At 65.2% G+C, this 23,903-nt stretch carries 19 protein-coding genes and 2 pseudogenes; 15 read left to right on the plus strand and 6 right to left on the minus strand.

Annotated elements, in window-relative coordinates; genetic code table 11:
• Positions 1-14 precede the first annotated feature (14 nt).
• The 4 genes from AC3WJM_RS18215 to AC3WJM_RS18230 are packed head-to-tail and all read left to right on the plus strand — an operon-like array spanning position 15 to position 3,855.
• Entirely contained in the window at positions 15-1,448 is a 1,434-nt protein-coding gene (locus AC3WJM_RS18215) for an MFS transporter (RefSeq protein WP_284988294.1), read from the plus strand.
• Between the two features lie 37 nt (positions 1,449-1,485).
• Entirely contained in the window at positions 1,486-2,463 is a 978-nt protein-coding gene (locus AC3WJM_RS18220; protein ID WP_492272580.1) for a nucleoside hydrolase, read from the plus strand.
• 11 nt (positions 2,464-2,474) lie between these two features.
• Positions 2,475-2,969, plus strand: coding sequence for a nucleoside deaminase (locus tag AC3WJM_RS18225; RefSeq protein WP_284988296.1), 495 nt, complete (start codon positions 2,475-2,477; stop codon positions 2,967-2,969).
• A 46-nt stretch (positions 2,970-3,015) separates the two neighbouring features.
• A complete protein-coding gene (locus AC3WJM_RS18230; protein WP_492272581.1) occupies positions 3,016-3,855 on the plus strand; it encodes a PfkB family carbohydrate kinase in 840 nt (279 codons plus the stop codon).
• Here the strand turns inward: AC3WJM_RS18230 and AC3WJM_RS18235 are convergent.
• Positions 3,852-4,517 carry a TetR/AcrR family transcriptional regulator gene (locus AC3WJM_RS18235; protein WP_492272582.1) on the minus strand — a complete coding sequence of 222 codons (666 nt, stop codon included), beginning with the start codon at positions 4,515-4,517 and terminating at the stop codon, positions 3,852-3,854. The two genes, AC3WJM_RS18230 and AC3WJM_RS18235, sit on opposite strands and share 4 nt — an antisense overlap.
• 100 nt (positions 4,518-4,617) lie before the next feature.
• Here AC3WJM_RS18235 and AC3WJM_RS18240 point away from each other — a divergent pair, with 100 nt between their 5' ends.
• Both AC3WJM_RS18240 and AC3WJM_RS18245 read left to right on the plus strand, forming a co-directional pair.
• Positions 4,618-5,664, plus strand: a complete 1,047-nt coding sequence (locus tag AC3WJM_RS18240) for an agmatine deiminase family protein (protein WP_492272583.1) — start codon at positions 4,618-4,620, stop codon at positions 5,662-5,664.
• On the plus strand, positions 5,661-7,382 hold the full coding sequence (locus AC3WJM_RS18245; RefSeq protein WP_492272584.1) for an amidase: 1,722 nt from the start codon (positions 5,661-5,663) through the stop codon (positions 7,380-7,382). Before AC3WJM_RS18240 ends, AC3WJM_RS18245 begins: the two co-directional genes overlap by 4 nt.
• 4 nt (positions 7,383-7,386) lie before the next feature.
• Here AC3WJM_RS18245 and AC3WJM_RS18250 read toward each other — a convergent pair whose 3' ends face one another.
• From AC3WJM_RS18250 to AC3WJM_RS18260, 3 genes are all read right to left on the minus strand, one after another.
• Complete coding sequence (locus tag AC3WJM_RS18250) at positions 7,387-7,758, minus strand: sec-independent translocase (RefSeq protein WP_332602078.1); 372 nt, start codon at positions 7,756-7,758, stop codon at positions 7,387-7,389.
• A 47-nt stretch (positions 7,759-7,805) separates the two neighbouring features.
• Positions 7,806-8,369, minus strand: coding sequence for a hypothetical protein (locus tag AC3WJM_RS18255; protein ID WP_492272585.1), 564 nt, complete (start codon positions 8,367-8,369; stop codon positions 7,806-7,808).
• A gap of 88 nt (positions 8,370-8,457) precedes the next feature.
• Positions 8,458-9,132 carry a cadmium resistance transporter gene (locus AC3WJM_RS18260; RefSeq protein ID WP_492272586.1) on the minus strand — a complete coding sequence of 225 codons (675 nt, stop codon included), beginning with the start codon at positions 9,130-9,132 and terminating at the stop codon, positions 8,458-8,460.
• A 14-nt stretch (positions 9,133-9,146) separates the two neighbouring features.
• On the opposite strand from AC3WJM_RS18260, the gene AC3WJM_RS18265 reads away from it, so the two are divergent.
• From AC3WJM_RS18265 to AC3WJM_RS18305, 9 genes are all read left to right on the plus strand, one after another.
• Positions 9,147-9,992, plus strand: a complete 846-nt coding sequence (locus AC3WJM_RS18265) for a phosphotransferase (RefSeq protein WP_492272587.1) — start codon at positions 9,147-9,149, stop codon at positions 9,990-9,992.
• A 241-nt stretch (positions 9,993-10,233) separates the two neighbouring features.
• A complete protein-coding gene (locus AC3WJM_RS18270; protein ID WP_492272588.1) occupies positions 10,234-11,028 on the plus strand; it encodes an ATP-binding cassette domain-containing protein in 795 nt (264 codons plus the stop codon).
• Positions 11,025-11,825: an ABC transporter ATP-binding protein gene (locus AC3WJM_RS18275; protein ID WP_306959450.1), complete on the plus strand. Its 801-nt coding sequence runs from the start codon at positions 11,025-11,027 to the stop codon at positions 11,823-11,825. Before AC3WJM_RS18270 ends, AC3WJM_RS18275 begins: the two co-directional genes overlap by 4 nt.
• Positions 11,822-13,084: an MFS transporter gene (locus AC3WJM_RS18280; RefSeq protein ID WP_492272589.1), complete on the plus strand. Its 1,263-nt coding sequence runs from the start codon at positions 11,822-11,824 to the stop codon at positions 13,082-13,084. Before AC3WJM_RS18275 ends, AC3WJM_RS18280 begins: the two co-directional genes overlap by 4 nt.
• Before the next feature lie 34 nt (positions 13,085-13,118).
• The gene (locus AC3WJM_RS18285; protein WP_306959446.1) at positions 13,119-14,645 is read left to right on the plus strand and encodes an ABC transporter substrate-binding protein; all 1,527 of its coding nucleotides are present in this window, start codon (positions 13,119-13,121) and stop codon (positions 14,643-14,645) included.
• Positions 14,645-16,387, plus strand: a complete 1,743-nt coding sequence (locus AC3WJM_RS18290) for an ABC transporter permease subunit (protein WP_307052947.1) — start codon at positions 14,645-14,647, stop codon at positions 16,385-16,387. Before AC3WJM_RS18285 ends, AC3WJM_RS18290 begins: the two co-directional genes overlap by 1 nt.
• Positions 16,388-16,418: 31 nt before the next feature.
• Entirely contained in the window at positions 16,419-17,075 is a 657-nt protein-coding gene (imuA', locus tag AC3WJM_RS18295) for a DnaE2-dependent mutagenesis accessory factor ImuA' (RefSeq protein WP_332602070.1), read from the plus strand.
• A complete protein-coding gene (locus tag AC3WJM_RS18300) occupies positions 17,072-18,694 on the plus strand; it encodes a DNA polymerase Y family protein (protein ID WP_332602069.1) in 1,623 nt (540 codons plus the stop codon). The genes imuA' and AC3WJM_RS18300 overlap by 4 nt, the downstream gene beginning before the upstream one ends.
• A 35-nt stretch (positions 18,695-18,729) precedes the next feature.
• Positions 18,730-22,161, plus strand: a complete 3,432-nt coding sequence (locus AC3WJM_RS18305) for an error-prone DNA polymerase (RefSeq protein WP_492272590.1) — start codon at positions 18,730-18,732, stop codon at positions 22,159-22,161.
• On the opposite strand, the pseudogene glgC reads toward AC3WJM_RS18305, so the two are convergent.
• Both glgC and AC3WJM_RS18315 read right to left on the minus strand, forming a co-directional pair.
• Positions 22,157-23,476 (minus strand): annotated as a pseudogene (glgC, locus tag AC3WJM_RS18310) (glucose-1-phosphate adenylyltransferase); the annotation flags it as partial. The gene AC3WJM_RS18305 and the pseudogene glgC overlap by 5 nt on opposite strands.
• A 103-nt stretch (positions 23,477-23,579) precedes the next feature.
• Positions 23,580-23,903: pseudogene (locus AC3WJM_RS18315) on the minus strand (DUF3417 domain-containing protein); the annotation flags it as partial.

Here is a 23,903-nt window from a genome sequence, read left to right on the forward strand (position 1 = left end):
AAGGAAGTTTGTCCATGACCACCCAAGCCACCAGCACCCCAGGGCTCCCCCTTCGGCGAAAAGCAGCGCGAGTGCCCGTCCTCATCGCCACGCTCATCCTTTCGATCCTCAGTTACCAGCTCAACGCCAGCCTGTTCTCGGCGGCCCTGCCGGCCATGGCTGCCCATTTCCAGGAATCCACCGAAAACGTGGCCAAAGTCCAGTCGCTGTTCTTCCTGACCGGCGCCGTCCTGGGCATGGCGCTTTCGCGATGGAGCGACTTCCTGGGACGCCGCCGCACCTTGCTGATCGTCCTCTCGATGATGTTGTGCGGCACGGTCCTATGCCTGTGGGCGCCGAACCTGACCATCCTTCTCGTGGGCCGTGTCCTGCAAAGTGCCACGAGCGCCACGTTCACCATTTCCTTCCTGCTCTTGTCGGAGCGCTTCAGCAAACGCCTCTTCGGCATTTCCGTCGGCGTCATTTCGGCGGTCAACGGCGGCATCGGCGGACTCGACGGCTTCCTGGGCGGTTTCATCACCGACACCATCGGCTGGCAGTTCCTCTTTGTCCTTGTCCTCGGTGTGGGCGTGCTGGCGATCGTGTTGGTCGCCGTCGTCGTCCCGAAAAGGGCCGCCCGGACACGGGAAGGACGCATGGACTGGTGGGGCGCGGGCACCCTGGGCACGTTCCTGGTTCTCTTGAGCAACCTGATCGGACAGGCTTCCACGTCCGGATGGGGCGATATCTGGACCCTTGGATATCTCGCCGGCGCCGTGATTGCCGGGCTGGCGTTCGTGGCCGTGGAAAAGAGGGTTGCGCGTCCCCTGATCGCCATCGAACAGTTGCGATCCCGCCAGGTATGGCCGGTTTTGGCGAGCACCGTGCTGACCCTTGCCGGTATCTTCTCGGCGTTGAACTTCACCGTGATCCTCCTCAGCCAGGACGCACACGCGGGATACGGACTATCCGCCTCCATGTCAGCCCTCCTGTACCTGACGCCTACAGCGTTCGTGGGTGTGCTCACTGCGGTGTTCTCCGGCTGGTTCGCGCAGCGCATCGGCTGGTTCAAGGCCCTGCGGATCAGCAGCGGGCTGATCGTCGTCGCGGCAGTCGCGGTGGCAATCTTTGCCGCGGACCGCTGGATGGTCTTCGCCTTGCTGATCATCATGGGAGTCCTTTATCTCGGCCAGTTCCAGAGCACCGTCAGCGGGATCGCCGTGCTGAATTCACCCAAATCGGCGCCCGGTTCCGTGCCCGGCCTGAATGGAGCATGCTTTGGAATCGGAGCCAGTGTGGGAATCGCCGTCGTCGCACCCGCCGTCGCCGCCGGAACCATCGCCGGTTACCAAACTGCCCTGTGGATCTCGGCAGGCTTCGCCCTGGCGGCTTTTGCTGCTTCCCTGATCCTCCGCCCTGTCGCTGCGAGCGCCGCAGCGGCACCTGCCGCCGTCGCCGCCCATGCTTAAGCCCGAACCCACGTCACCAAAACCCCGAAGGAGCACCATGACCACCACCACACCGCAGCCGTTCTACCTCGATTGCGATACCGGCATCGACGATTCCCTGGCCATCGCCTATCTCCTGGCCAGCCCAGAGGTGGAGCTGGCCGGGATCGGAACCGTCAGCGGCAACGTCAGCGCCGCAACCGGGGCCGTCAACACCTTGAATCTGCTCCATGCTGCGGGCCGGGCCGGGATCCCGGTTGCCGTGGGTGCCCACGATCCCCTCATGGGGACGTTCGACGGCGGGGCGCCGCACGTTCACGGCGAGAACGGCATCGGCGGGATCACCTTGGAAGACGCCGGACTGACGGTGGAACCAGAGACTGCCGCGGAGATTCTGGTGCGGCTCGCCAACGAGTATCCGGGTGAATTGCGCGTCATCGCCGTAGGCCCGCTCACCAATCTGGCCCTCGCGCTGCAGCTGGACCCGAACCTCCCGGCACTCGTCCGCGATGTCACGATCATGGGCGGAGCCGCGTTTGTGCCGGGCAACATCAGCCCCGTCGCCGAGGCCAACATCTTCAACGACGCCGAGGCCGCGGCCGTGGTGATGGAAGCCGACTGGCCGGTCACGTTGGTGCCCCTGGATGTCACCATGAACCACCGCTTCGATGAGGCCCATCGTGCGGCGCTCGGAACTGCCGGACATCCGGTGGCCAGCGCACTGTCGGGCATGCTCGTCCAGTACTTCGCCTTCTACAACACGATTTTCGGTGAACACTGCGCCGCCCTCCACGATCCGCTGGCGGCCGCAATCGCCGTGGGTGCCCTCGAGCTCGACGACGCCCCGTACGTTGGAATTTCCGTGGATACGAGTAAGGGTGAGGCTCACGGCAAGACCCGCTGTGAGCGGCTCGACGGCGAAGCCGCCGGCGTGCGGGAGGTGCCGGACCGGGCATCGCGGGTTGTGCTGTCCGTCAAGGGCGACGCCGCGGCACACCTCTTGGAGCGGATCCTGTCCCTGCCAACAGCGAACTGAAGGGGCTTTTGATGAACACTTCGTTACCCGCCAAGCCAAGCCAGGCCGACCTTGAGTTCCTGCACCGCGCCATTTCGCTCGCGCGGGCTGCCCGGGATCGCGGCGACCACCCGTTCGGTGCACTCCTGTTGGCCCCGGACGGAACCCTCGTGGAAGCCATGAATACCGTCAACACGGAACACGATCCCACCGGGCATGCCGAGACCAATTTGGTCCGATTGAGCGCCAGGAAGCTCGATGCCGCGGCACTGGCCGGCAGCACTTTGTACACGAGCACCGAACCATGCGCCATGTGCACCGGTGCCATCTATTGGGCGGGAATCGGGCGCGTGGTCTATGCCTTGTCCGAGAAGGACCTTGCCTCGATCGTCACCGAGCAGTCGGGCGTGCCCACCCTTGACCTGCCCTGCCGCGAAGTCCTTGCCCACGGCGGCAACACCGTCGCCGTGACCGGCCCGGTTCCGCTTCCCGAGGCGACAGAAGTCCACCGTGGCTTCTGGCACTAGGCCAGAAACCCGACCCCGCAATCCAGCACCACCCGAAGGACAACTCATGCCCCACCCCAGCACGCTCACTGTTGTCGGCAGCCTCAACGTCGATCTCACGTGCCGCGTCCATCGCTTGCCGTCCCCCGGTGAAACCATCGGCGGCGGCACGCTCACCCGGCAGCCCGGCGGAAAGGGAGGCAACCAGGCCGCGGCAGCTGCCCGGCTCGCCGGTGCCGCCCGCATGGTGGGCGCAGTCGGCGCGGATCCGGATGGCCGGCTTCTGACGGAGGCCCTGGACCGGGCAGGGGTTGACACTTCGGCAGTGGAGCAGGTTTCAGCGCCGACCGGCACCGCGTTGATCGTGATCGACAGCGAGGGCGAAAACCAGATCGCCGTGGCTCCTGGAGCCAACGCCATGGTTTCGCTGGAACGCGCTGATTTCTCGGATGGCGGGCCGGTACTCGCACAGCTTGAGATCGCCGTCGAAACCGTACTGGAAGCCGCGCGCCGCACCACCGGGTTCTTCGCCCTCAACGCGGCCCCGGCACAGGCACTCCCGGCAGCGCTTCTTGAACGGTGCGATCTGGTGATCGTCAACGAGTCGGAGTACGAGCTCATCCCCCAGCTTCGAAACGCCAAACGCGTGGCCGTGACGTATGGTGCGGGCGGGGCGTCGATGTACACGCAAGGGGTCAAGACTGCCCATGCGCCCGCGACGAGGACGAGCGTCGTCAACAGCGTGGGGGCCGGCGACGCCTTCTGTGCGGCGCTCGTCCTCGCACTTGCGTCGGGCCTAGACGAGGAAAGCAGCCTCGCGGCGGCCTGCGCGGTGGGGGCCGCCGCCGTCGGGAGCGAGCTTTCGCAACCGGAGTTCGAGCGGCTGGAACACTACCTGCCGAACTAAGAATCCGGACTTGGGGTCATCCCGGTGTGCTGGACGCCGCCCGGCAACAGCGAACCGCGGGCCGCACCCACCATGCCCTCCACTGCGCGGGCCAGGTGCGTTCCGCGGTCGCTGACGCCGTCCCAGCGCACCAGCGCCTGGGCGTTCAGTCCGTCCACCATGCCCAGGATCTGCCAGGCCACAGACGGAGCGTCGAACGTGTCGAACTCACCGGCGTCGATCCCCGCTTCGACCACGCGCTGCACCACGGCCTGCCATGCATCCATCTGCTCACGGACGCAGGCTGCGAGCGCCTCGTTCCGGCGCCCCAGGGTCCATGCCTCCACCCAGATGGCTGTGACGTCCAGGCGGCTGCTGTCCATGAGCGTTTCAAGGAGCATGCCGAGCTGTTCCAAGGGAGTCGGCTGCGCCTCCAGAAGGCCGGCAACCTCCTCGGTCTCCGCCGCCACGATGGTCGAGAAGATCCCCGCCACCAAGGCCTCCGCGTTGGGCTGATAATGCGCGACGAGGCCCGAGGCCACCCCTACCCGCGCTGCAACGTTCCGCAGCGTAATGGCGGAAAGCCCCTGCTCAAGCGCTATTTCCTTGGCGGCCTCGGCTATTTCGGCCGCGCGTTCGGCCGGCGTCTTCCGCGCAGCGCGTTTCTGTATGGTGCTTGACATCACACAACAGTCTAAAGTAGTTTTCCTGTTGTTGATCATGCGATCAATAAGAAATGACACCTCACACCACATTTCACCTCACAACACGGAGGAGACTTCCATGGCCTGGAGAATGCCAGCCGAAACCGCACCCCATGAGCGCACCTGGATGGCGTTCCCCCGCACTGGCCTGACCTTGGGCGACGACGCCGCTTCGGCGGAAGAAGCGTACGCGGCCTGGACCGCCGTCGCGCATGCGGTGTCCGAGTTCGAACCCGTCACCATGGTGGTCGACCCCAGCGAACGGGACAGGGCCAGCCGGATGCTCGGCGCCGGAATCGAACAGCTTGAGGCTCCCCTCGACGAATTCTGGATGCGCGACGTCGGACCCACCTTCGTCGTCGACGACGAACGGCCCGGAGTGCTCGGCGCAGTTGACTGGATCTTCAACGGCTGGGGCGCCCCGGCCTGGTCCGAATGGCAGAAGAGCGCCGGCATGGCCCGTTTTGTCGCCGAAGAGTCCGGCGCTGAACTGGTCACTTCCTTGCTGGTCAACGAAGGCGGGGCCATCCACGTCGATGGCGAAGGCACCGTCCTCGTTACCGAAACCGTTCAGCTCGATCCACACCGAAACCCTTACGCGGACAAGGCACGGGTCGAAGCGGAACTGTCGCGCACCCTGGGCACGACCCACACCGTGTGGGTACCGCGCGGTCTCACCCGTGACTACGAGGACCTCGGCACACGCGGCCACATCGACATGGTGGCCACCCTTCCCTCTCCCGGCCGGGTCCTGCTGCACTCGCAGACCAACCCGGGCCACCCCGACTTCGAGGTCAGCCGCACCCTGCAGCGGTTCTTCGAAACCCAGCAAGACGCGGCTGGCAAGCCGTTCGAGATCACGCTGCTTCCCGCGCCTGAGACCCTCCGCGACGAAGAAGGCTTCGTCGATTGGAGCTATGTCAACCACCTCGTAGTCAACGGCGGCGTGATCGCATGCGGCTATGGCGAAGAGCGCGCTGACGCCCTGGCCGCGGAAATCCTGGCCGAGGCCTACCCGGGCCGCCGGGTCGTGACCGTGGACGCCCGGCCAATCCTCGCCCGGGGCGGGGGAATCCACTGCATCACGCAGCAGCAGCCCACACTCAACGGGCCGGTGGCACGATGAGCCGCTTCGACGTCGTCGAGGCCTCCATCGCGCAGTTGCGCACCGCCCTGGAAGCCGGCACGGTGACCAGCCGGGAACTCACCCAGGCGTACCTTGACCGCATCGACGCCTACGACCGCAACGGCATCACGCTGAACGCACTGGTGGTGATGAACCCCGACGCACTCGCCGATGCCCGGGCCTCCGACGTGCGCCGGGCAAGCGGCACCACCCTCGGGCCCCTCGACGGCATTCCCTACACCGCCAAGGACAGCTACCTGGCCAGAGGGCTCACGGCCGCCGCTGGCTCCCCCGCGTTCAAAAACCTCATCGCGCAACGCGATGCCTTCACCATCGAACGCCTCCGCGCGGCAGGGGCCGTGCTCATCGGCCTGACCAACATGCCGCCCATGGCCAACGGCGGCATGCAGCGCGGCGTCTATGGACGCGCCGAAAGCCCGTACAACGGCGATTTCCTCACCGCCGCTTTCGGCTCCGGGTCCTCGAACGGTTCCGGAACCGCTACCGCCGCGAGCTTCGGAGCCTTCGGCCTGGGCGAGGAGACCTGGTCCAGCGGCCGCGCGCCGGCGTCGAACAATGCCTTGTGCGCGTACACACCGTCTCGCGGGGTCATTTCGGTGCGCGGGAACTGGCCGCTGGTCCCCACCATGGACGTCGTGGTGCCGCACACCCGGTCCATGGCGGATCTTTTGGAACTGCTCGATGTCATTGTGGCCGACGACGCCGAAACCCGCGGCGACTTCTGGCGCGCGCAGCCCTGGGTCCAGATCCCGGCCGCGTCCCAGGTCCGTCCGGCCTCCTACCCTGCGCTGGCACCATCCAACGTAGACGGCGCCCGCTCAGCGTTGAGGGGCAAGCGCTTCGGGGTGCCGCGCATGTACATCAACGCGGACCCCGACGCCGGCACCAGCGAAACTCCCGGCATCGGCGGACCCACCGGTCAACGAATCCAGACGCGCGATTCCGTCATGGCACTGTGGGAGGCAGCCCGGCGCGACCTCGAAGCCGCCGGCGCCGACGTGGTGCTGGTGGACTTCCCCGTGGTTTCCAACTACGAAGGCGACCGCCCGGGGGCGCCCACCATCGCCACCCGCGGACTGGTGAGCCCGGACTTCCTCAAGCGCGAAATCGTCGATCTCTCGGCCTGGGCCTGGGACGACTTCCTCTCCGCCAACGGGGATCCGTCGCTCAACAGCCTGGCCGACGTCGACGGCGCTGCGATCTTCCCGCATCCGGAAGGCGCGCTCCCGGACCGTTATGACGGGTTCGACGACGATATCGCCGACTACCCGGCGCACATCCGCTTGCACGGGGTTGCCTCCGTCACCGACATCCCGTCCCTCGAAGAAGGACTGCACGGACTCGAAGAGACCCGGCGGGTTGACCTTGAGGAGTGGATGGACGGCCTCCGCCTGGATGCGGTCATCTTCCCCGCGGCAGCCGACGTCGGCCCGGCCGACATGGACGTCAACGAATCCTCAGCCGATCTCGGCTGGCGCAACGGCGTCTGGGTGGCCAACGGCAACCTCGTCCCCCGGCACCTGGGGATCCCGACAGTCACCGTACCGATGGGAACTATGAGCGATATCGGCATGCCCGTGGGGCTCACGTTCGCCGGCCGCGCGTACGACGACACCGCACTGCTGACACTGGCCGCGGCCTTCGAAGGAACAGGCGAGCGCCGCACCGCTCCCCCGCGCACACCGCGCCTCGACTAACGGATCAGGTGGACTCGTCGTCGAAAGGGGCCTTCTGCCCGGCCGCCAACCGCACAACCGGGCGGGCAGGAGGCTGTCCAGGGGTCTGGGGCTGGGTTGGGATGGCAGGCTCAGGAAGCGGCTCGTCCTCGAGGAGGGCTTCACGGATGATGCGGCGAGGATCGTATTGGCGCGGATCCATTTTCCGCCAATCGATGTCCTCGAATTCCGGACCGAGCTCCTGGCGAAGCTTTTCCTGCGCTCCGGAAGCCATGCGCCGCAGTTCGCGGATAAGCCGCCCCAGCTTCCTCGCGTACTCCGGAAGCTTGGTGGGTCCAAGGACCAAAACGGCAATGATCAGGAGAAGAGCTACCTTCTCGACCGAAATATCGATCATGGCTCCATTCTAAATCCGCCGCCAGGTGGTTCCGGGCGGCACCGGGCTTAGGAGATCGCGTACAACGCTACGGCAAGTCCAGCTGCCACCAACGCCTCGCGGACACCCTTCAATCGGGGTACGGCGTGCGATTTACTCTCGGCCGGCATCGCGAACGTGCCCAACAGCCAACCCGTGGCGGCGAAAAGCATGAGGATCGCGCCCATGATGTCGGCGAGAATGATGCCCAGTTGGTGTCCTGGATGATCCGACACCGATCCGGCTCCACTCGACGCGGAGAGCAGCACCCAGCCCGAGAGGGCTGCCACCGCTGCGCCATAGATCGCCGACCACCGCCCGGCTCCGGCGGCTCCCGCTGCCCGTGGCCCTTGGTACACGATCCTCACGACGGACAAGAGGAAGACAACGCCAGTCGCCGCTCCCAGCGGGACCACACCGAGCGGAGCCCACCCGAGCCCTACCGCCGCCATTGCGGCGGCCAATATCCCGGCGGCTACGGCGTCAATCCGGGCCGCGACACTCTTGGCCCGGAAGATGGCTCCGAACCCCAACACGGCCGCTGCCCCGAAAAGCAGAACCAGAGCGCCTACAACAAACGAACCTCGGAACATATCCTGCCAATCCTCCTGCGCGCTTCCGGATGAAACCCACCCGCAGTCATATCAGTTCCGGATGGGAGAACCCTGCATGCTACGAAGATCAGCGCTGGAACAGCAGCGCAATGATTCCGGAGCGGACAATGATGGTGAGCCCAAGCGCCACATACACCACGGGAATAGCCCAGTTTCCGGCCCGCCGGCAGAACGCGCCCACCTTCGGGTGGGCTGTCAGCCAGTAACCGGCGGCACACCACACCGCCACCAGCACCGCGAAAGTCAGCCCCGTCACGACCGAAGCAGTCGGTCCCAGCGAATGGAACAGTGGAATGTAGACCGAGATGTTGTCTCCACCGTTGGCAACTGTCACCGCGACAACCACGGGCACGGTCAGCGAACGGGGCTTCGGTGGATCTCCGGACGGGCGGGAAACCTTAATCAAGGCGTAGCAGCCCAAGACAAGCGGCACCAGACCCAGGAAACCAACCCACTCAACCGGGACGGGAGTTAGCGCCAACGCGGCCGCGCCCGCCACACCGGTCAGTATTCCAATGCCGAGGTATTGACCTACCCAGATTCTCCAGAGTCTGGGCACCGGGCGCGTCCTGGCTGACAGGAAAAGAACGGACAAGACCAGGAGGTCATCAAGATTGGTCGCCGCGAAGGCTCCAGCCGCTGTCAGTACGGTGCCGCCCAGATCTTCCATCGCTGATGACACTACCGCGTGGGCCGGTGCCCTTGCCCTGACCACACCGGCTGGCGCAGTCGACCCCGCCATGGCAGCATCGGACGATGACCACAGATACCCGTCCGTACGTCGAGCCCGGGCAGCAGGAACTTGCCGTTCCGCTACTTGGCGGGGACGTGACGGAGGGGCTCGTCCGGGTGGGCGATACAGTGCGGCGCCCTGTGGGCGACACTTCTCCGCGGGTCCGCCGCCTCCTGGATTTCCTCCAATCGGCCGGCTTCCAGGGCGCGCCCCGATTCCTGGGCATCGACGAAAGCGGCAGGGACACCCTGAGTTTCGTTCCCGGGGACACCGCCGGCCGTCCCTGGCCAAGCTGGGTAGCCGACGAATCGAGTGCCATCAGCGTCGCGCGCCTGGTGCGGGCCTACGATGACGCAGTGCAGCCGCTGGGCGTACCCGGCTGGGCACACGGGGACGACGCCGCTGATCCTCTTGGGTGCCCCGGCTCAATCGCGGGACCGGCGACATTCCTCGCCCACATGGACATCACCCCGGAGAATGTCGTCTTCCGGGACGGCACCGCCGTCGCCCTGATTGACTTCGATCTGCTGCGCCCCGCGACCCGGTCTGAAGAGGTCGCGAACTTGCTCCTCTGGTGGGGCGCGTGGATGCCCGTCGCCGACCGCGATCCCGTCATGCGCGGAGTCGACGCCGCCTCCCGGGCTGCCATGCTGGTGGACGCCTATGGCTTGGGCCCGGCCGATCGGGCCAAGATTGTTGGCGTAACCCGGAACGCCGCCGAGCGCTCCTGGCATGTGATGCGGCACAGGGCGCTTGCCCAGGGCGGCGGGTGGAAACGGATGTGGGACGAGGGCATCGGGGACAAGATTCTTCGCCGCCAAGCGTGGCTAGCCGAAAACGCCGCAGTTCTTCACGCCGCAATAACGTGACCTGGCGTTAATCGTCGTCGAGGTAACGGAGCAGAAGAGGAAGGGTCGCGCGTGGTCCGGAGATCGCCGTCGCTGGCTGCTTGTTCCCCAAGGCAGTCTCCATGGTTTCCAGGCACGATCATCAGGCGGCTCCCCGGAAACATTTGGTTTAATGATAATGATTATTGATAGCATCAGTAATCATATCGCCCCTAGCCGAAAGTTCACCATGCACCCTGCCCTCCTGGTTCAAGACTTGAGGGTGTCCCTCCATGGACGCGCCCTGATTGACGGAGTCAGCTTCACTGTCGACCGGGGTCAAAGACTGGCCCTTTTGGGAGCTTCGGGTTCGGGCAAGTCCCTGACGGCGGCTGCCCTCCTGGGACAGCTCCCGGCTTCGATGAGCGCCTCCGGGCAGTTGCAGATCAACGGAGTAGACGTGACCTTGTCCGACCGGCGAACCCGCCGCTCGGGACTCACCGCTATCCATCAGGACCCGATGTCAGCGCTCAATCCCTTGGTGCGCCTGGGCAAACAGCTGGAGATCCCGCTGCGGCATGCCGGCCTTTCAGGCTCCGCGGCGCGGAAAAGGGCACTTGAGCTGCTCGCGTCGATGGGAATAGAGGAAGCCGAACGGACCATGGAAAGCTTCAGCGGCGAACTGTCGGGAGGTCAGCTGCAGCGGGTCTGCATCGCGCTCGCCCTTGCCTGCCGCAGCTCCGTCCTGGTAGCTGATGAACCCACTACCGCATTGGACATGGTCAGCCAGGCCAAGGTCCTTGAGGCCTTGTCCCTGTATTCGGAATCAGCTTGCTCGGAATCCGTGTATCCGGAATCCGCGCGTTCCGCGGCCGCCGGCGCGATGTTGTTCATTACGCATGACCTTGCTGTGGCTGCGGCGTTTTGCCACCAGGCCCTCGTCTTGAGTTCCGGCCGGATCGTCGAAGAGGGATCCATGGAATCGGTGGTGGAGCGGCCCCGGCACCAGTACACGAAGCAACTGGTGGAAGCCGCCCATCTCGGATTCGATTCCCTCCGCCGGAGAGCCACAGCATGAAGGCAGTCCTGAGCGCTGGCAATCTCGGACTCAGCTACCCGGGCCGCAGGCTCCTGAAGCAACGGCCGGCCCGGCCGGCATTGCAGGACGTTTCCCTCAGGATTGCCACGGGAGACAGCGTTGGCCTGGTGGGTGGCTCGGGCGCCGGAAAATCGACGCTCCTGCGGATCCTGCTTGCTTTGGAGAAGCCGGACGCCGGAACCGTCACGTTCAACGACACCCCGGTTGTGCCCGGCCCGGCGTCGTCCTTGAGGTGGTACCGCCGCGCGGTGCAATACATCCCGCAGAATCCGGCGGCGAGCCTTGATCCGGGCATGAACGTGGAGCGGCTGCTCCTTGAACCCCTGAGGCAACTGCGCATCAATGGAGATCACCGCAGGATGATCCTGGATGCCTTGCAACGGGTCGATCTCGATCGCGGCTTGCTTGCGCGTCGGCCCTCGGAACTCTCCGGCGGGCAAAAACAACGCGTGGCCATTGCACGTGCCCTGGTCCCCGCGCCAACCATCCTCCTGGCTGACGAGCCGGTGAGCGGACTCGACCTTCCCCTCAGGAACTCGGTCTTGGCCCTCTTGGAACAGCTGGTCCATCGGGACGGGCTTGGGCTCCTGTTTGTCTCGCATGACCTGGCCGCCATCGCCCGGTTGTGCTCCCAAACCCTGGTCCTCTCCGGGGGAAGCATCGTGGAACAAGGACCCACCGCTGCCGTGTACGCGAACCCACAGACCCGGGAGGCCAGGGAGCTTGTCACCTCCATCCCCGGACTGGGCAGGGACGTAGGACAGGACAAGCCATGAACTCACGCGCGGAGCCCACGCCCCGGCTACTGCTGGCCAGCCAGCTCATCTTCAACCTTGGCTTCTACTCGGTTGTCCCCTTCCTGGCGGTTTTGATGCGCGAGGACTTTGGCATGGGCGCAATGGCCGTGGGAGTTGTCCTCGGCGCACGTACTTTCGCCCAGCAAGGATTGTTCCTCGTGGGCGGAGCCGCCGCGGATCGTTGGGGAGCCCGGCCCGTCATGATTGCCGGATGCCTCGCCCGGATCTCCGGGTACCTTTTGTTGCTGTGGGCTTCGGACTTCCCCCTTTTCCTCCTGGGAGCCATCATCACAGGGGCGGGTGGCGCCCTCTTTTCACCCGCTTTGGAAAGCCTTGTGGGTGGGGCCGAAGAACGACGTGCCACCCTTCAGCCCCACAAAACCACTCTTTTCGCGCTGCTGGTCATTTTCGGGGAAATCGGCGCCGTGGCCGGTCCCCTGCTCGGCTCCGTCCTGCTTCAGACCGGCTTCGACGCGGCCCTGCTCGTCGGGGCGGGGGTCTTCGCCGTGATGGCAGTGGTCTTCGGCACTTTCCTACCAGCGACGACGGCGAGCGCCGTCGTAACGTCCGCCGGGAACTCGGCCGCCGCGCCGCCGTCGGACGCTTGGTCCTGCCTCAGGGAGAAGGGCTTCGTCTCATTCGCGGCTTTCTATAGCGTCAACCTCTTTGCCTACAACCAGCTCTACTTCGGGTTGCCCATCGAGCTGGAACGGAGCGACGCGGGTTTGGGTGCGCTCTCGGCGATTTTCGCCTACGCATCCATTTTTATCATCACCCTGCAATGGCCCATCGCCAGGCTCATGAAACGGAAGGGACCGGGCGTCGCGCTCGCCGCGGGATTCGCCGTTCAGGCCCTGGGGTTCGTCGCTATCGCAGCCATGGCCGCCTTCCCCCCGCCCGCCGCATTCCCTGCGCTACCGGCGTTCCTGCTGGTCACTGCGCTCGCCGTCGGGCACATGTGCGTGGCACCAGTTGCCATGGATCTGGTCCTCGAATTTGCCGCAGGACGCTCCACCGGCGCCTATTACGGCTTGCTCGCGAGTTGCGGCGGAACCATGGTTCTCCTCGGCAATATGCTCCTTGCTCCGCTCTATGAACAGGCCACCACACCATCCCTGGCCGCGGTCTCTCCGTGGCTGGTGTCGGCAATTCTCGCGGCGAGCTCCGCGGCACTCATACATCGCTTCCTTCCGGCATCCGTCCCGGCACCGCGTCCGCAACAACTCCACACCGTTTGATCCACTCACACCCACGAAAGACAGGCACCAATCCATGGCTATTCCACGCCCAAAAGCAGTTGCCGCGATACTCCTCTCCTCCGCAATGGCCGCCGCCCTCAGCGCTTGCTTCGCCCAAGGCACCGCGCCATCAGCCAGCAGCACCGACTCCCGGATCAAGGTAGCCATGCTGCAGCCACCGCGTTCAGGACTTACTCCCTTGAGCGACGACGCCTTCAAACTCTCACGCTGGAAGACCGCCGAGACTTTGGTTGTCCTGGATGCCCTCGGCGATGCCCAGCCATCGCTTTCAACAGCCTGGACGCAACTGGACGGCAGGAACTGGCGCTTCGAACTCCGTGCAGGCGTGAAATTCCATGACGGAACGCTCCTGACGGCGGAGCAAGTGGCGGCGTCGTTAACGGCAGCAGCCAATGCCAAGCCCAAGCCGCGGATCCTCGACGGCGTGCAGCTCAGCGTCCGCACCGACGGCGGGAACGCCGTCGTCGTGACCACCCAGACGGACGACCCGCTGGTTCCGCAGCGGCTTTCCAGTCCCCAGCTATCCATCCTCGCCGCGTCCGCCTACAAGCCCGGTGGCGTCGTGAGCCCCATCAACGCCGGAACGGGGCCCTACGTCCTGGCGTCCGCGGACGGCACCAGCTCGGCAACACTCAACCGCTTCGCCGACTACTGGGGCGAGAAGGCGGCGAGCGGCGGCGTCGACGTCCAATACGTTCCCGACGGCACGGCACGCGCTGCCGCCCTCAGGACCGGAACGGCCGACGTCGTGGAGGCCATTCCCGTAGGCCAGGTCGCCCAGATCAAGGCCGACTTGATCCACGAAGTCCCCATGCCCCGCACCAACACCCTCTACCTGAACACCAAGGCGGGTCCTTTCGCGGATCCGTCGGTCCGGGCAGCGGCACGTACGTCGGTCGAACGGGCCACCATTGTTGACCGGGTCTACGAAGGACGGGCGGACATCGCCGAAGGTTTCCTCGGCCCGGCTCTCCCCTGGGCCGCCAAGGAGCGGCAAAACGCCTCCTATATCGAAGCCCTGAAAAAGCGGGCGGAAGCGGCACCCGCCAACGGCCGCCGCATCAAACTTGGCACGTTCACGGACCGGGCCGAGCTGCCCGAGGTCGCCGTGCAGCTTGAGCAGCAGCTCGAAGCCGCCGGCTTCATCGTGGAGCAGGAAGTCCGCGAGTACCAGCACATCGAGGCAGACGCCTTGGCGGGAAAGTTCGATGCCTTCATCCTGTCCCGGGCCACGGTCCTCGACTCCGGCGACCCCGTCGCCTATATGTTCAGCGACTTCTCCTGCAAAGGCTCCTTCAACATCTCCCAGTTCTGCGATCCGGAGGTGGACGCGGCATTGAGCAAGGCCGCAGCCATCCCGGCAGGCCCGGAGCGCCGGGCGGCAATTGCCGCCGCCGAGGCACTGATCCTCTCGAAGGACGCGGCGGTGCCCCTGCTCCACGAACGCGTCATCCAAGGCGAATCGGCCAGGATCCGCAACGTGGAACGCGATCCCCGCGAGCGCGCCCTGATCACCAGCAAGACAGGAATCTCCGGCTGATGCGGTGCCCCGCGTTCATCAAAGCTGCGGTTTCCCGAGCTGTGGCGCTCTTTGCCATAGTCGTGCTGATCGGGCTCCTGCCGTGGCTTTCGGGACACAGCCCGGAATACACCATCCTGCGGGCCCGGTATGCCGACCGGGAAGCGACTGACGAAACGCTGGGCATGATCCGCGCGGAGCTTGGACTCGATCGAGGACCAGTACACATCTTCTTCGACTGGGCCGGAGGCCTTGTGCGCGGGGACATGGGAAATTCCTGGATCACCAACACGCCTGTTGGCGCCGGCACTGTGGAAACCCTCGGCGTCTCCGTCACCCTGATGGCCTGCGCGGTGGCCGTTGCAACGGTGGTGGCCACCGCACTGTGCGTTCCTTCCGTGATGCGGGGGCTCGCCGGGAACCCCAGGCGGGGCTCCGGCGTCGTGGCGGCGGCCATGACGGCGCTCCCCGAGTTCCTGCTGGCGGCGATGCTCCTTGTCGTCGGCGCGGTGTGGCTGGGCTTGTTCCCGCCGTACGGCTGGCAGGTCCTGGACCACGCGGTGTTGCCGGCTCTCGCCCTCGGCCTGCCCGCCGGCGGGCTCATCGGGCGGCTCCTGTCCGACGCCATCAGCGTGGCGTTCGCCGAAAAATGGGTGGCCACGTGGGCCATGGCCGGAGCAAGCCGCGCCAGGCTCACCGCGGCTGTGCTCCGTCGGGCCCTGCCATCGGTGATGAGCCAGATCGGGCTTGTCCTCATTGGCCTCACCGGTGGGGCAGTTGCCGTGGAGAAGGTCTTCGCGATTCCCGGTTTGGGCCGTGCGGTCCTGGGGGCGGCGAGCGCCCAGGACATACCTGCGCTGCAGGCAGGAGTACTGGCCCTCCTCATGCTGGCGATCGGGGCAGGTTCCCTCAGCGCCGCGGCCCGGAACCTTCTCATGGGAGCAGCGCTGCGCTCGGGGACAGTTCCGGTTCCGGACTCCCCGGGAACACCACGACGGCGGGATGCCGCGGTTCCGCTCGTCGCTGCGGGAGCGTTGCTGCTCATCGTCGTCGCGGGCTTGCTTCGCGATCCGTTCACCTCAAGCCATGCACGGCTTGCCGGCCCGGGTTTGGAGCTGCCCTTCGGGGCCGATGCAAGCGGACGGGACCTCCTTGCCCGGGTGGGGCATGGCGCCGTGTCCACGTTGGGAACTGCATTGCTCGTGGTCCTGGCTTGCCTTGTGATCGGGATCGTCGTCGGGCTCTTCCCGCTCGCGGCCACCGGTCCCCTTGAAGTAGCCAACGCCGCTCCGCCTATCCTGGCCGGGCTGATCGTTGCCGTGATGACCGGCCCATCGGCTGAAGGTGCGGCGATAGCCGTCACCCTGGTCAGTTGGGCACCCCTCGCCGCCCACACTGCCGCCCTGGCGCAGGAGGCCAGGGCCCAGCCCCACGTGAAGATCCTTCCGGTCCTGGGCGTGGGAAGGGTCCGCATCCTCTGGCGCTACATCCTCCCGACCATCCTTGGCCCGGTGTTCAGGCATTCGATGCTCCGGATACCGGGAATCGCGCTCGCCTTGGCTGCCCTGGGGTTCCTGGGCCTCGGCCCCCATCAGCCGTCGCCCGAGTGGGGCCTCGTCCTTGCCGAAGGAATCAACTACGTGGAGCGGGCACCGTGGGCCGTTGCCGCCCCGGCGTCGGCATTGATCCTCGCCTCGATTCTGGCCGTTTCACTGTCGAGCGTCACGTGGTCGCGCTCGCAGGGGGATCCGGCCCCCGATTGACTCATTCGAATATATGTTCGAAAATTGAAGCATGTCATCCCGCCTGTCTTCCGCTTCGCCGGCTTCGCTGCGCGATGACTTGCAGGCGCAGATCCATCTCATGCAGGGCAAGCGCGGAAGCGAACGTTCGCTTCCCGTACTCCCCTCGCTCAGCAGGCTTCTCCCGGGCGGACTGCGACCGGGAGCGGCGTACTCCGTACAGGGATCCATGTCGCTGGCCATGGCCTTGTTGGCCGGGCCGTCACGCAATGGCTCATGGTGCGGAGTAGCTGGGCTGCCTGACTTCGGGATCGAGGCGGCAGCAGGTTTCGGCATTGCGCTCGACCGGCTGGTGCTGGTGCCTGACCCCGGGGCCAGTTGGATGCCGGTGATCGCCGCCCTGGCGGACGTGCTCTCGGTGGTCCTTGCTCGGGCTCCGGAAAGAGTCGCACCCGCCGAGGCCGCCCGCTTGGGAGCCAGGCTCCGCGAGCGGAGTGCCGTCCTCCTTGTCTTGGGACCATGGCCGCAGAGTGAAGCCGTCTTGCACGTGAATGGATACGAGTGGGCGGGGCTCGGACAGGGCCACGGACATCTCGCCAAGCAGGAACTCGAGCTCGAGGTTGCGCTGCGGGGCAGTTCCCGCAGGGCCTCCGTGGATCTTGCGGACAGCGGCCCGGTGGAGCTGTCCCGCCATCGGATGGGAGCATGATGCTGTTTCAGCTTGAAACCCCGGTACGGGCGTTGGTGACTTGGTTCCCGGATTGGCCCCTCGTCGCCGCCCGCCTGGCAGATGCCCTGCCGCCTGATGTACCTGTGGCAGTCATCGGCCAAGGGGTCATTGCTGCTTGCTCTGCGGAAGCCCGGGCAGAGGGAGTGGTCCGGGGCTTGCGGCTGCGGGAAGCGCAGACCCGCTGCCCTGAGCTGGTGGTGTGTGCCGTTGATCCGGTGCGGGATGCGAGGGAATTCGAACCTGTGGTCTCGTCTCTCGAGGAACGGACCCCTGGAGTGGAAGTGCTTCGACCCGGCCTCTGCGCTATCCGGGCCAAGGGTGCCGCCCGGTATTACGGCGGAGAAGAAGCGGCCGCAGGTGCTGTGCTTGAATCGGCCGACCGCCTCGCCGTGGAGGCCCGGGTGGGGATCGCCGATTCCGTGTTCGCCGCCGAGCAAGCAGCCCGGAGCACCAGCGAACTATCTGCCGTCCTGGTCCTCCCGACGGGTTCTTCCCGGGATTTCCTGGCTCCATTTCCGGTGGAAGTACTGGGGCAGCCGAAGCTGGCTTCCTTGCTCAAACGCCTTGGCATCCTCACTTTGGGGAATTTCGCGAATCTTCACGCCGCAGATGTCAGGGCCCGTTTCGGGGCTGCCGGAATCACTGCGCATGCCCTGGCAAGCGGACAGGATCCCCGCAAGGTGATCCCCCGGACTCCCCCGCGGAAACTGGATCAACGTGTCGAATTCGAACCCGGCCTGGACCGGGTTGACCAACTCGCCTTCCAACTCCGCGCCACGGCAGACGCCTTCGTGGCCGGGGTGCAGACGGAAGGCCTGGTCTGCACGGAGCTGAGGGTTCTGATCACTGACGAACGAGGGAGCCGCTCCGAGCGGACGTGGGGCCACCCCCGCCATTTCACAGCCAGCGACGTCGTGGACAGGGTGCGTTGGCAGCTTCAGTCGCAGCCCCCTGTATCCAACGATAAAACTGCCCAAGCCAGCGGAACGCACGACGGCGGCATGGCACGCGGCGGACTGTCGTCACCGGTCACGAGGGTCGAGTTCGTCCCCGTCCGTGTGGATTCCATTGCCCATCATGGTCGGGCGCTCTTTGGAGACGGAGCCGAGGAACAGATTCATCATGGACTCAGCCGGATCCAAAGCATGCTGGGGCATGAAGCCGTGGTAGTGCCCGCGGTTTCCGGAGGTCGCTTGCTGGCCGAGCGGCGCCGCCTGGTTCCTTGGGGAGATGCCTTGCCCGCGGGAACGGCCGCCCTGGCCTCCAGGCCGTGGCCGGGCAGGATTCCAGACCCGCAGCCCGCCACGGTGTTCGCTTCCCTCATCCCCGTCCTGCTGCTTGATGCGAACAAGGAAAAAGTCCGTACAGACCATCGCGGCGGATTGATTGCACCGCCCATGTGGTTCTGTCCTGGCGGAGACCCTGCACGACGGCGACTGGTAGCGCAGTGGGCCGGCCCCTGGCCGTTGCGGCAGAGGTGGTGGGACGCCGATCATCGCCTTGAAGCGGACCGGTTCCAGCTTGTGGACGGAAACGGAGAGGCTTGGCTCCTTCTCCTGGACGAGCAGAACTGGTGGGCAGAGGCCCGCTACGACTGAACACCAGACACTGAACTTTAGTCAGGAAGACAAAGATGGCTTGGAACAACCCGTCGATCCCGTGGTCGGAGTTCGAACGCACGCTGTCGGACCGGCGCGTGCCGGAGATCGGCAAGTCCAAAGGGGACGGCGGCGACAGCCCCGCCTGGTCAAGGAAACGCGGGCCTTACCGCCCGGTCCCCCTCGATCCCGCAAGGGTCGCGTCGAGGGCGGGTGCCGCCGTCGTGCCTTATGCCGAACTGCACGCGCATTCGCACTACAGCTTCCTGGACGGCGCCTCCTCACCCGAGAAGATGGTTGAGGAGGCGGTCCGGCTGGGCCTCCATGCCCTCGCACTGACCGATCATGACGGCTTCTACGGGATCGTGCGAATGGCGGAGGCCGCCGAAGCCTACGAGCTGAAGACCGTGTTCGGCGCTGAGCTGTCACTCGGGCTCAGCAAACCCCAGCAAGGCGAAGCCGACCCCGAAGGTGACCATTTGCTCGTCCTCGCCCGCCAGGAAGAGGGGTACCACCGTTTGGCAGGGGCCATGACGTCCGCCCATCTGGCGGCCGATGCCGAGAAGGGCCATCCCATCTACGACCTCGACGAGCTGGCGCATTCGCTGAGGAACCACTGCCTGGTGCTGACCGGATGCCGCAAAGGCTCAGTCCGGAGGGCCCTCATGAGCGACGGCGAGCAAGCCGCTGCGTTGGAAGTGGAGGCCTTGATCGAGAGATTCGGGCGGGAAAACGTGGTGGTGGAGCTCTTCGATCACGGGAATCCCCTCGACAGCAGCCACAACGATGCCCTCGTCCGGATTGCCGAGCGCGCAGGCATACCTTTCATCGCCAGCAACGCCGTACATTATGCGTCCCCGGAGGGATATCCGCTGGCAACGGCCATGGCGGCGGTCCGGGCACGCCGCAGCCTGGAGGAGCTGGACGGGTGGCTGCCCGCAAGCAGCGGCGCCCATTTGCGGAGCGGTTCCGAGATGGTAGCGCGGTTCGCCCGCTACCCCGGCGCGGTCGAACGGACTGTCGAGATCGCAGACGAGCTTGCATTCCAGTTACGGGCCGCCCGCCCGAAGCTTCCCAAGCTCGATGTTCCTGCGGGGCACAGTCTCATCACGTGGCTGCGGCAACTTGTTGAAGAAGGGGTGAGGGACAAGTACCCGGACGCCGACGAACGGGTCCATCGCCGGATCGAGCAGGAACTCGCAGTGATCGAGGCGAAAAACTTCCCCGGCTATTTCCTGATTGTGCACGACATCGTGCAGTTTGCCCGTTCCCGCGGCATCCTCTGCCAAGGCCGGGGGTCCGCGGCGAACTCTGCCGTTTGCTACGCGCTGGGGATCACCGCCGTCGACAGCATCTTCTACAACCTTCCGTTTGAGCGTTTCCTCTCCAGCCTCCGCGAAGAAGAACCGGACATCGACGTCGATTTCGACTCGGACCGGCGGGAAGAAGTCATCCAATACGTCTACCGCAAGTACGGACGGTTCAACGCGGCCCAAGTAGCGAATGTCATCAGTTACAGGCCGAAGAACGCCGTCAGGGACATTGCCAAAGCACTCGGCTACAGCCAGGGCCAACAGGACGCCTGGTCCAAGCGGCTCGATCACTGGGGCGATCTCAGCGATGGCAAGACCAACAACATCCCGGCCCCGGTCCTGGACCTTGCTGACCAGATACTGGGCTTCCCCCGGCACCTGGGCATCCACTCCGGCGGCATGGTCCTCACCGAACGGCCTGTCGGCGAGGTGGTACCCATCGAACGCGCCCGGATGGAAAACCGCACGGTCCTGCAATGGGACAAGGACGATTGCGAGTGGATGGGCCTGGTCAAGTTCGACCTTCTTGGCCTGGGCATGCTCGCCGCCCTGCAGTACTCCTTTGATTTGATCGACAAGCATTTCGGGGAGCGTTGGACCATCGAGACCATCCCGCGGGAAGAACCGGCCGTCTACGACATGCTCTGCCGGGCCGACTCGATCGGGGTGTTCCAAGTGGAATCACGGGCCCAGATCAGCACGCTGCCGCGGCTGAAACCGAGGAAATTCTACGATCTGGTGGTCGAAATCGCGCTGATCCGCCCAGGTCCGGTCCAAGGTGGCGCCGTGCACCCCTACATTCGGCGCCGTGCAGGCACGGAAAAAATCACGTACCTTCATCCATTGCTGGAGCCCGTGCTTAAGCGGACTTTGGGTGTGCCCTTGTTCCAGGAGCAACTGATGCAGATGGCAGTTGCCGTGGGCGGCTGCACCGCCGAGGATGCGGACCTGCTCCGCCGCGCGATGGGCTCCAAACGGGGCCGGGAGAAGATCGAGTCGCTCGAGGCCAAGCTCTATGCGGGGATGGCGGCCAACGGGATCAGCAAGGACGACGCCGACGCCATCTACGCCAAGATCCAGGCCTTTGCGAACTTCGGTTTCGCGGAATCCCACTCCTTGAGCTTCGCGGTGTTGGTCTACGCAAGCTCGTGGCTGAAGCTGCACTACCCTGGCGCATTTCTCGCATCCCTGCTGCGGGCACAACCCATGGGCTTCTACTCCCCGCAAACCCTCGTGGCGGATGCCCGCAGGCACGGGGTCCAGGTGTTGCGCCCGGATGTACTGCATTCCCTTGCCGAGGCGACCCTCGAAGTGCTCGACGAGGCTGCAAGTGCCGAAACAGGCCAAGTGGGCGGCATGGATTCCTGCTTGGACTTCCACCAGCCGGAGATCGGCCTCTTCCATCAGGATCGACCACGCGAGGACCACCTGCACCGGCGGGATGGCTCACGCGCCGTGCGGTTGGGGCTCGACGGCGTCACGTCCATCGGCGTCGAAGTGGCGAAGCGGATCGTCACCGAGCGTGCGGAGCATGGCGCCTACCGGGACATGGCGGATCTGTCCCGCCGCGCGAATCTCAGCGCGGATCAGCTGGAGGCACTCGCTTCAGCGGGAGCACTCGATTCGCTGGGAATGAACCGCCGCGAAGCATTGTGGCAAGCCGGAGATGCCGCGCTCGAGCGGGAAGGACAATTGCCCGGGACCCACGTCGCCGTCCAGCCACCGCTGCTGCCCGAGCTCTCCCCCCTGGAAAATGTTGCCTACGACATGTGGGCGACAGGAATCAGCACCGATGACCATCCGATGCGCCATGCCCGCGAGGCCCTGGATTCGAGGGGGGTGCTGCGGGTGGACCGGCTCTCCCAGGTCGAGTCCGGCACGCGTGTTGAAGTGGCCGGCGTCGTGACCCACCGCCAACGCCCCCAGACCGCGCAAGGGATCACCTTCGTGAATCTGGAGGACGAGAGCGGCATCCTCAATGTCATCTGCAGCGTTGGCCTCTGGAAGAGGCATCGCCGCGTCGCCCGGGAATCATCCGCGCTGGTCGTCCGGGGTTTCCTCGAACGATCGCCGGAAGGAGTCACCAATCTCGTGGCGGACAAGCTGGAACCCCTGGTCCTGACAGTGAAGTCCAACTCCCGCGACTTCAGGTAGCCAGGAGTGCCGCACGGGCGAGTTCCCGGTCGTGTTCATCCGGGAGAGGTACGTGTTGACCTTTGCTCAGGACCGTGATGCCCGAATCCGTGACGTTATAGCCGCGCCGTCGGTCCAGGTCCGGGTCCAGGCCGATGGTTGCGCCGGCTGGAACCCTGACGTTCTTGTCCAGGATGGCCCGCTTGACCACCGCCCCTTCGCCGATGGTGACGTTGTCCAACAGCACCGAGTCGATAACGCGGGCACCACTGGAAATGAACGCATCGTTGGAGAGCACCGAATTTTCCACGAGACCGCCCGATACGATGACGCCGTTGGAAACAATTGAGTCCTGGGCCGTGCCGACGGTTCCGCCTTCCCCGCGAACCATCTTGGCCGGAGGCGAAGCACTTTGCCGTGTGTAGATCGGCCAATCGGAGTTGTAGAGATTGAACACCGGATCCGGCGAAATCAAATCGAGGTGTGCTTCAAAGTATGAGTCGATAGTACCGACGTCGCGCCAGTAGTTGCGGTCACGATCCGTGGCCCCTGGGACATCATTGCTTGAAAAATCATAGGCGAACGCTTCGCCACGGGAAACGAAATAGGGGATGATGTCACCGCCCATGTCGTGTCTCGTGTCTTGCCGGGTGGCGTCGTGCTCAAGCGCCCCCACCAAGGCATCGGCGTCGAAAACGTAGTTCCCCATCGATGCCAGGAACTGGGAAGGGTCTTCAGGAAGCCCACGCGTCGAAGCCGGCTTTTCCACAAATGCTGCGATCCTCTTGGCCGCGCCGCCGCTCGCGGTATCGGAACCAGCGGCCTCGTCCACCTCGATCACGCCGAACTGGTCGGCCATGGCCAGAGGTTGACGCACGCCCGCCACAGTGGCCTTTGCGCCGGAGCTGATATGGCTGCGCACCATGTGCTCGAAATCCATCCGGTAGACGTGGTCAGCACCCACGACCACGACGATGTCAGGACGGGCGTCTTCGATGAGGTTGAGCGACTGGTAGATCGCATTTGCGCTGCCTAGGAACCAGCTTTTACTGACGCGCTGTTGAGCCGGAACCGACGCTACATAGTTGCCCAATTGTGCGGACATCCGCCACGTTTCTGAAATGTGCCGGTCCAGGCTGTGGGACTTGTATTGGGTCAGCACCACAATCTGCCAATAGCCCGAGTTGGTCAGATTGGACAGGGCGAAGTCGATCAGCCGGTAACTCCCTGCGAACGGGACGGCTGGTTTGGCGCGATCTCCGGTAAGCGGCATGAGTCGCTTACCCTCACCGCCGGCCAGCACAATCGCCAAGACTTTCTTCGAAGCCATCGTCACTCCCTTGTGTTTGATGTTGGCCGTGGAACTACTCACCGCGCGTTGCGATGAAGCTCGGGGTGGAACGCGCCCCCGCTGCTCGAACAGCAGCGGGGGCGCATTCCTAGGCGTTCGCGATCAGCCCCAGTTCGGCCTTGGAGGCCAGGGAGGGGTGTTTCGGGAAGACCCGGACGGTGTAACCGAAGGATCCGGAGCGGTTGATCAGGATGGACCCGGTGAACAGGTGGCGCCCGTTGCCAAGGTCCTCCGTTTCGGTCAGCTCGACCAGGGCCACATCTTCCAGTTCGTCTCCGTCCTGGGCCCGGCCATACGCCACCTCAACCGACACGTCCTCGGGCGTGAGTTCGTGCAGGGCGATGTAGGCGTTGACCTGGAGGGTGTCGCCGATCTGGGGCTCCTCGGAGACGCCGATGGAATCGACGTGTTC

This window comes from Arthrobacter sp. FW306-1B-G06A, assembly GCF_058781765.1.

What these genes read in the sequence shown, in the direction of transcription:
- AC3WJM_RS18215 (WP_284988294.1), top strand. Translation starts at nt 15, where the DNA reads ATGACCACCCAAGCCACCAGCACCCCAGGGCTCCCCCTTCGGCGAAAA.
- AC3WJM_RS18220 (WP_492272580.1), top strand. Translation starts at nt 1,486, where the DNA reads ATGACCACCACCACACCGCAGCCGTTCTACCTCGATTGCGATACCGGC.
- AC3WJM_RS18225 (WP_284988296.1), top strand. Translation starts at nt 2,475, where the DNA reads ATGAACACTTCGTTACCCGCCAAGCCAAGCCAGGCCGACCTTGAGTTC.
- AC3WJM_RS18230 (WP_492272581.1), top strand. Translation starts at nt 3,016, where the DNA reads ATGCCCCACCCCAGCACGCTCACTGTTGTCGGCAGCCTCAACGTCGAT.
- AC3WJM_RS18235 (WP_492272582.1), bottom strand. Translation starts at nt 4,517, where the DNA reads ATGTCAAGCACCATACAGAAACGCGCTGCGCGGAAGACGCCGGCCGAA.
- AC3WJM_RS18240 (WP_492272583.1), top strand. Translation starts at nt 4,618, where the DNA reads ATGGCCTGGAGAATGCCAGCCGAAACCGCACCCCATGAGCGCACCTGG.
- AC3WJM_RS18245 (WP_492272584.1), top strand. Translation starts at nt 5,661, where the DNA reads ATGAGCCGCTTCGACGTCGTCGAGGCCTCCATCGCGCAGTTGCGCACC.
- AC3WJM_RS18250 (WP_332602078.1), bottom strand. Translation starts at nt 7,758, where the DNA reads ATGATCGATATTTCGGTCGAGAAGGTAGCTCTTCTCCTGATCATTGCC.
- AC3WJM_RS18255 (WP_492272585.1), bottom strand. Translation starts at nt 8,369, where the DNA reads ATGTTCCGAGGTTCGTTTGTTGTAGGCGCTCTGGTTCTGCTTTTCGGG.
- AC3WJM_RS18260 (WP_492272586.1), bottom strand. Translation starts at nt 9,132, where the DNA reads ATGGCGGGGTCGACTGCGCCAGCCGGTGTGGTCAGGGCAAGGGCACCG.
- AC3WJM_RS18265 (WP_492272587.1), top strand. Translation starts at nt 9,147, where the DNA reads ATGACCACAGATACCCGTCCGTACGTCGAGCCCGGGCAGCAGGAACTT.
- AC3WJM_RS18275 (WP_306959450.1), top strand. Translation starts at nt 11,025, where the DNA reads ATGAAGGCAGTCCTGAGCGCTGGCAATCTCGGACTCAGCTACCCGGGC.
- AC3WJM_RS18280 (WP_492272589.1), top strand. Translation starts at nt 11,822, where the DNA reads ATGAACTCACGCGCGGAGCCCACGCCCCGGCTACTGCTGGCCAGCCAG.
- AC3WJM_RS18285 (WP_306959446.1), top strand. Translation starts at nt 13,119, where the DNA reads ATGGCTATTCCACGCCCAAAAGCAGTTGCCGCGATACTCCTCTCCTCC.
- AC3WJM_RS18290 (WP_307052947.1), top strand. Translation starts at nt 14,645, where the DNA reads ATGCGGTGCCCCGCGTTCATCAAAGCTGCGGTTTCCCGAGCTGTGGCG.
- imuA' (WP_332602070.1), top strand. Translation starts at nt 16,419, where the DNA reads ATGTCATCCCGCCTGTCTTCCGCTTCGCCGGCTTCGCTGCGCGATGAC.
- AC3WJM_RS18300 (WP_332602069.1), top strand. Translation starts at nt 17,072, where the DNA reads ATGATGCTGTTTCAGCTTGAAACCCCGGTACGGGCGTTGGTGACTTGG.
- AC3WJM_RS18305 (WP_492272590.1), top strand. Translation starts at nt 18,730, where the DNA reads ATGGCTTGGAACAACCCGTCGATCCCGTGGTCGGAGTTCGAACGCACG.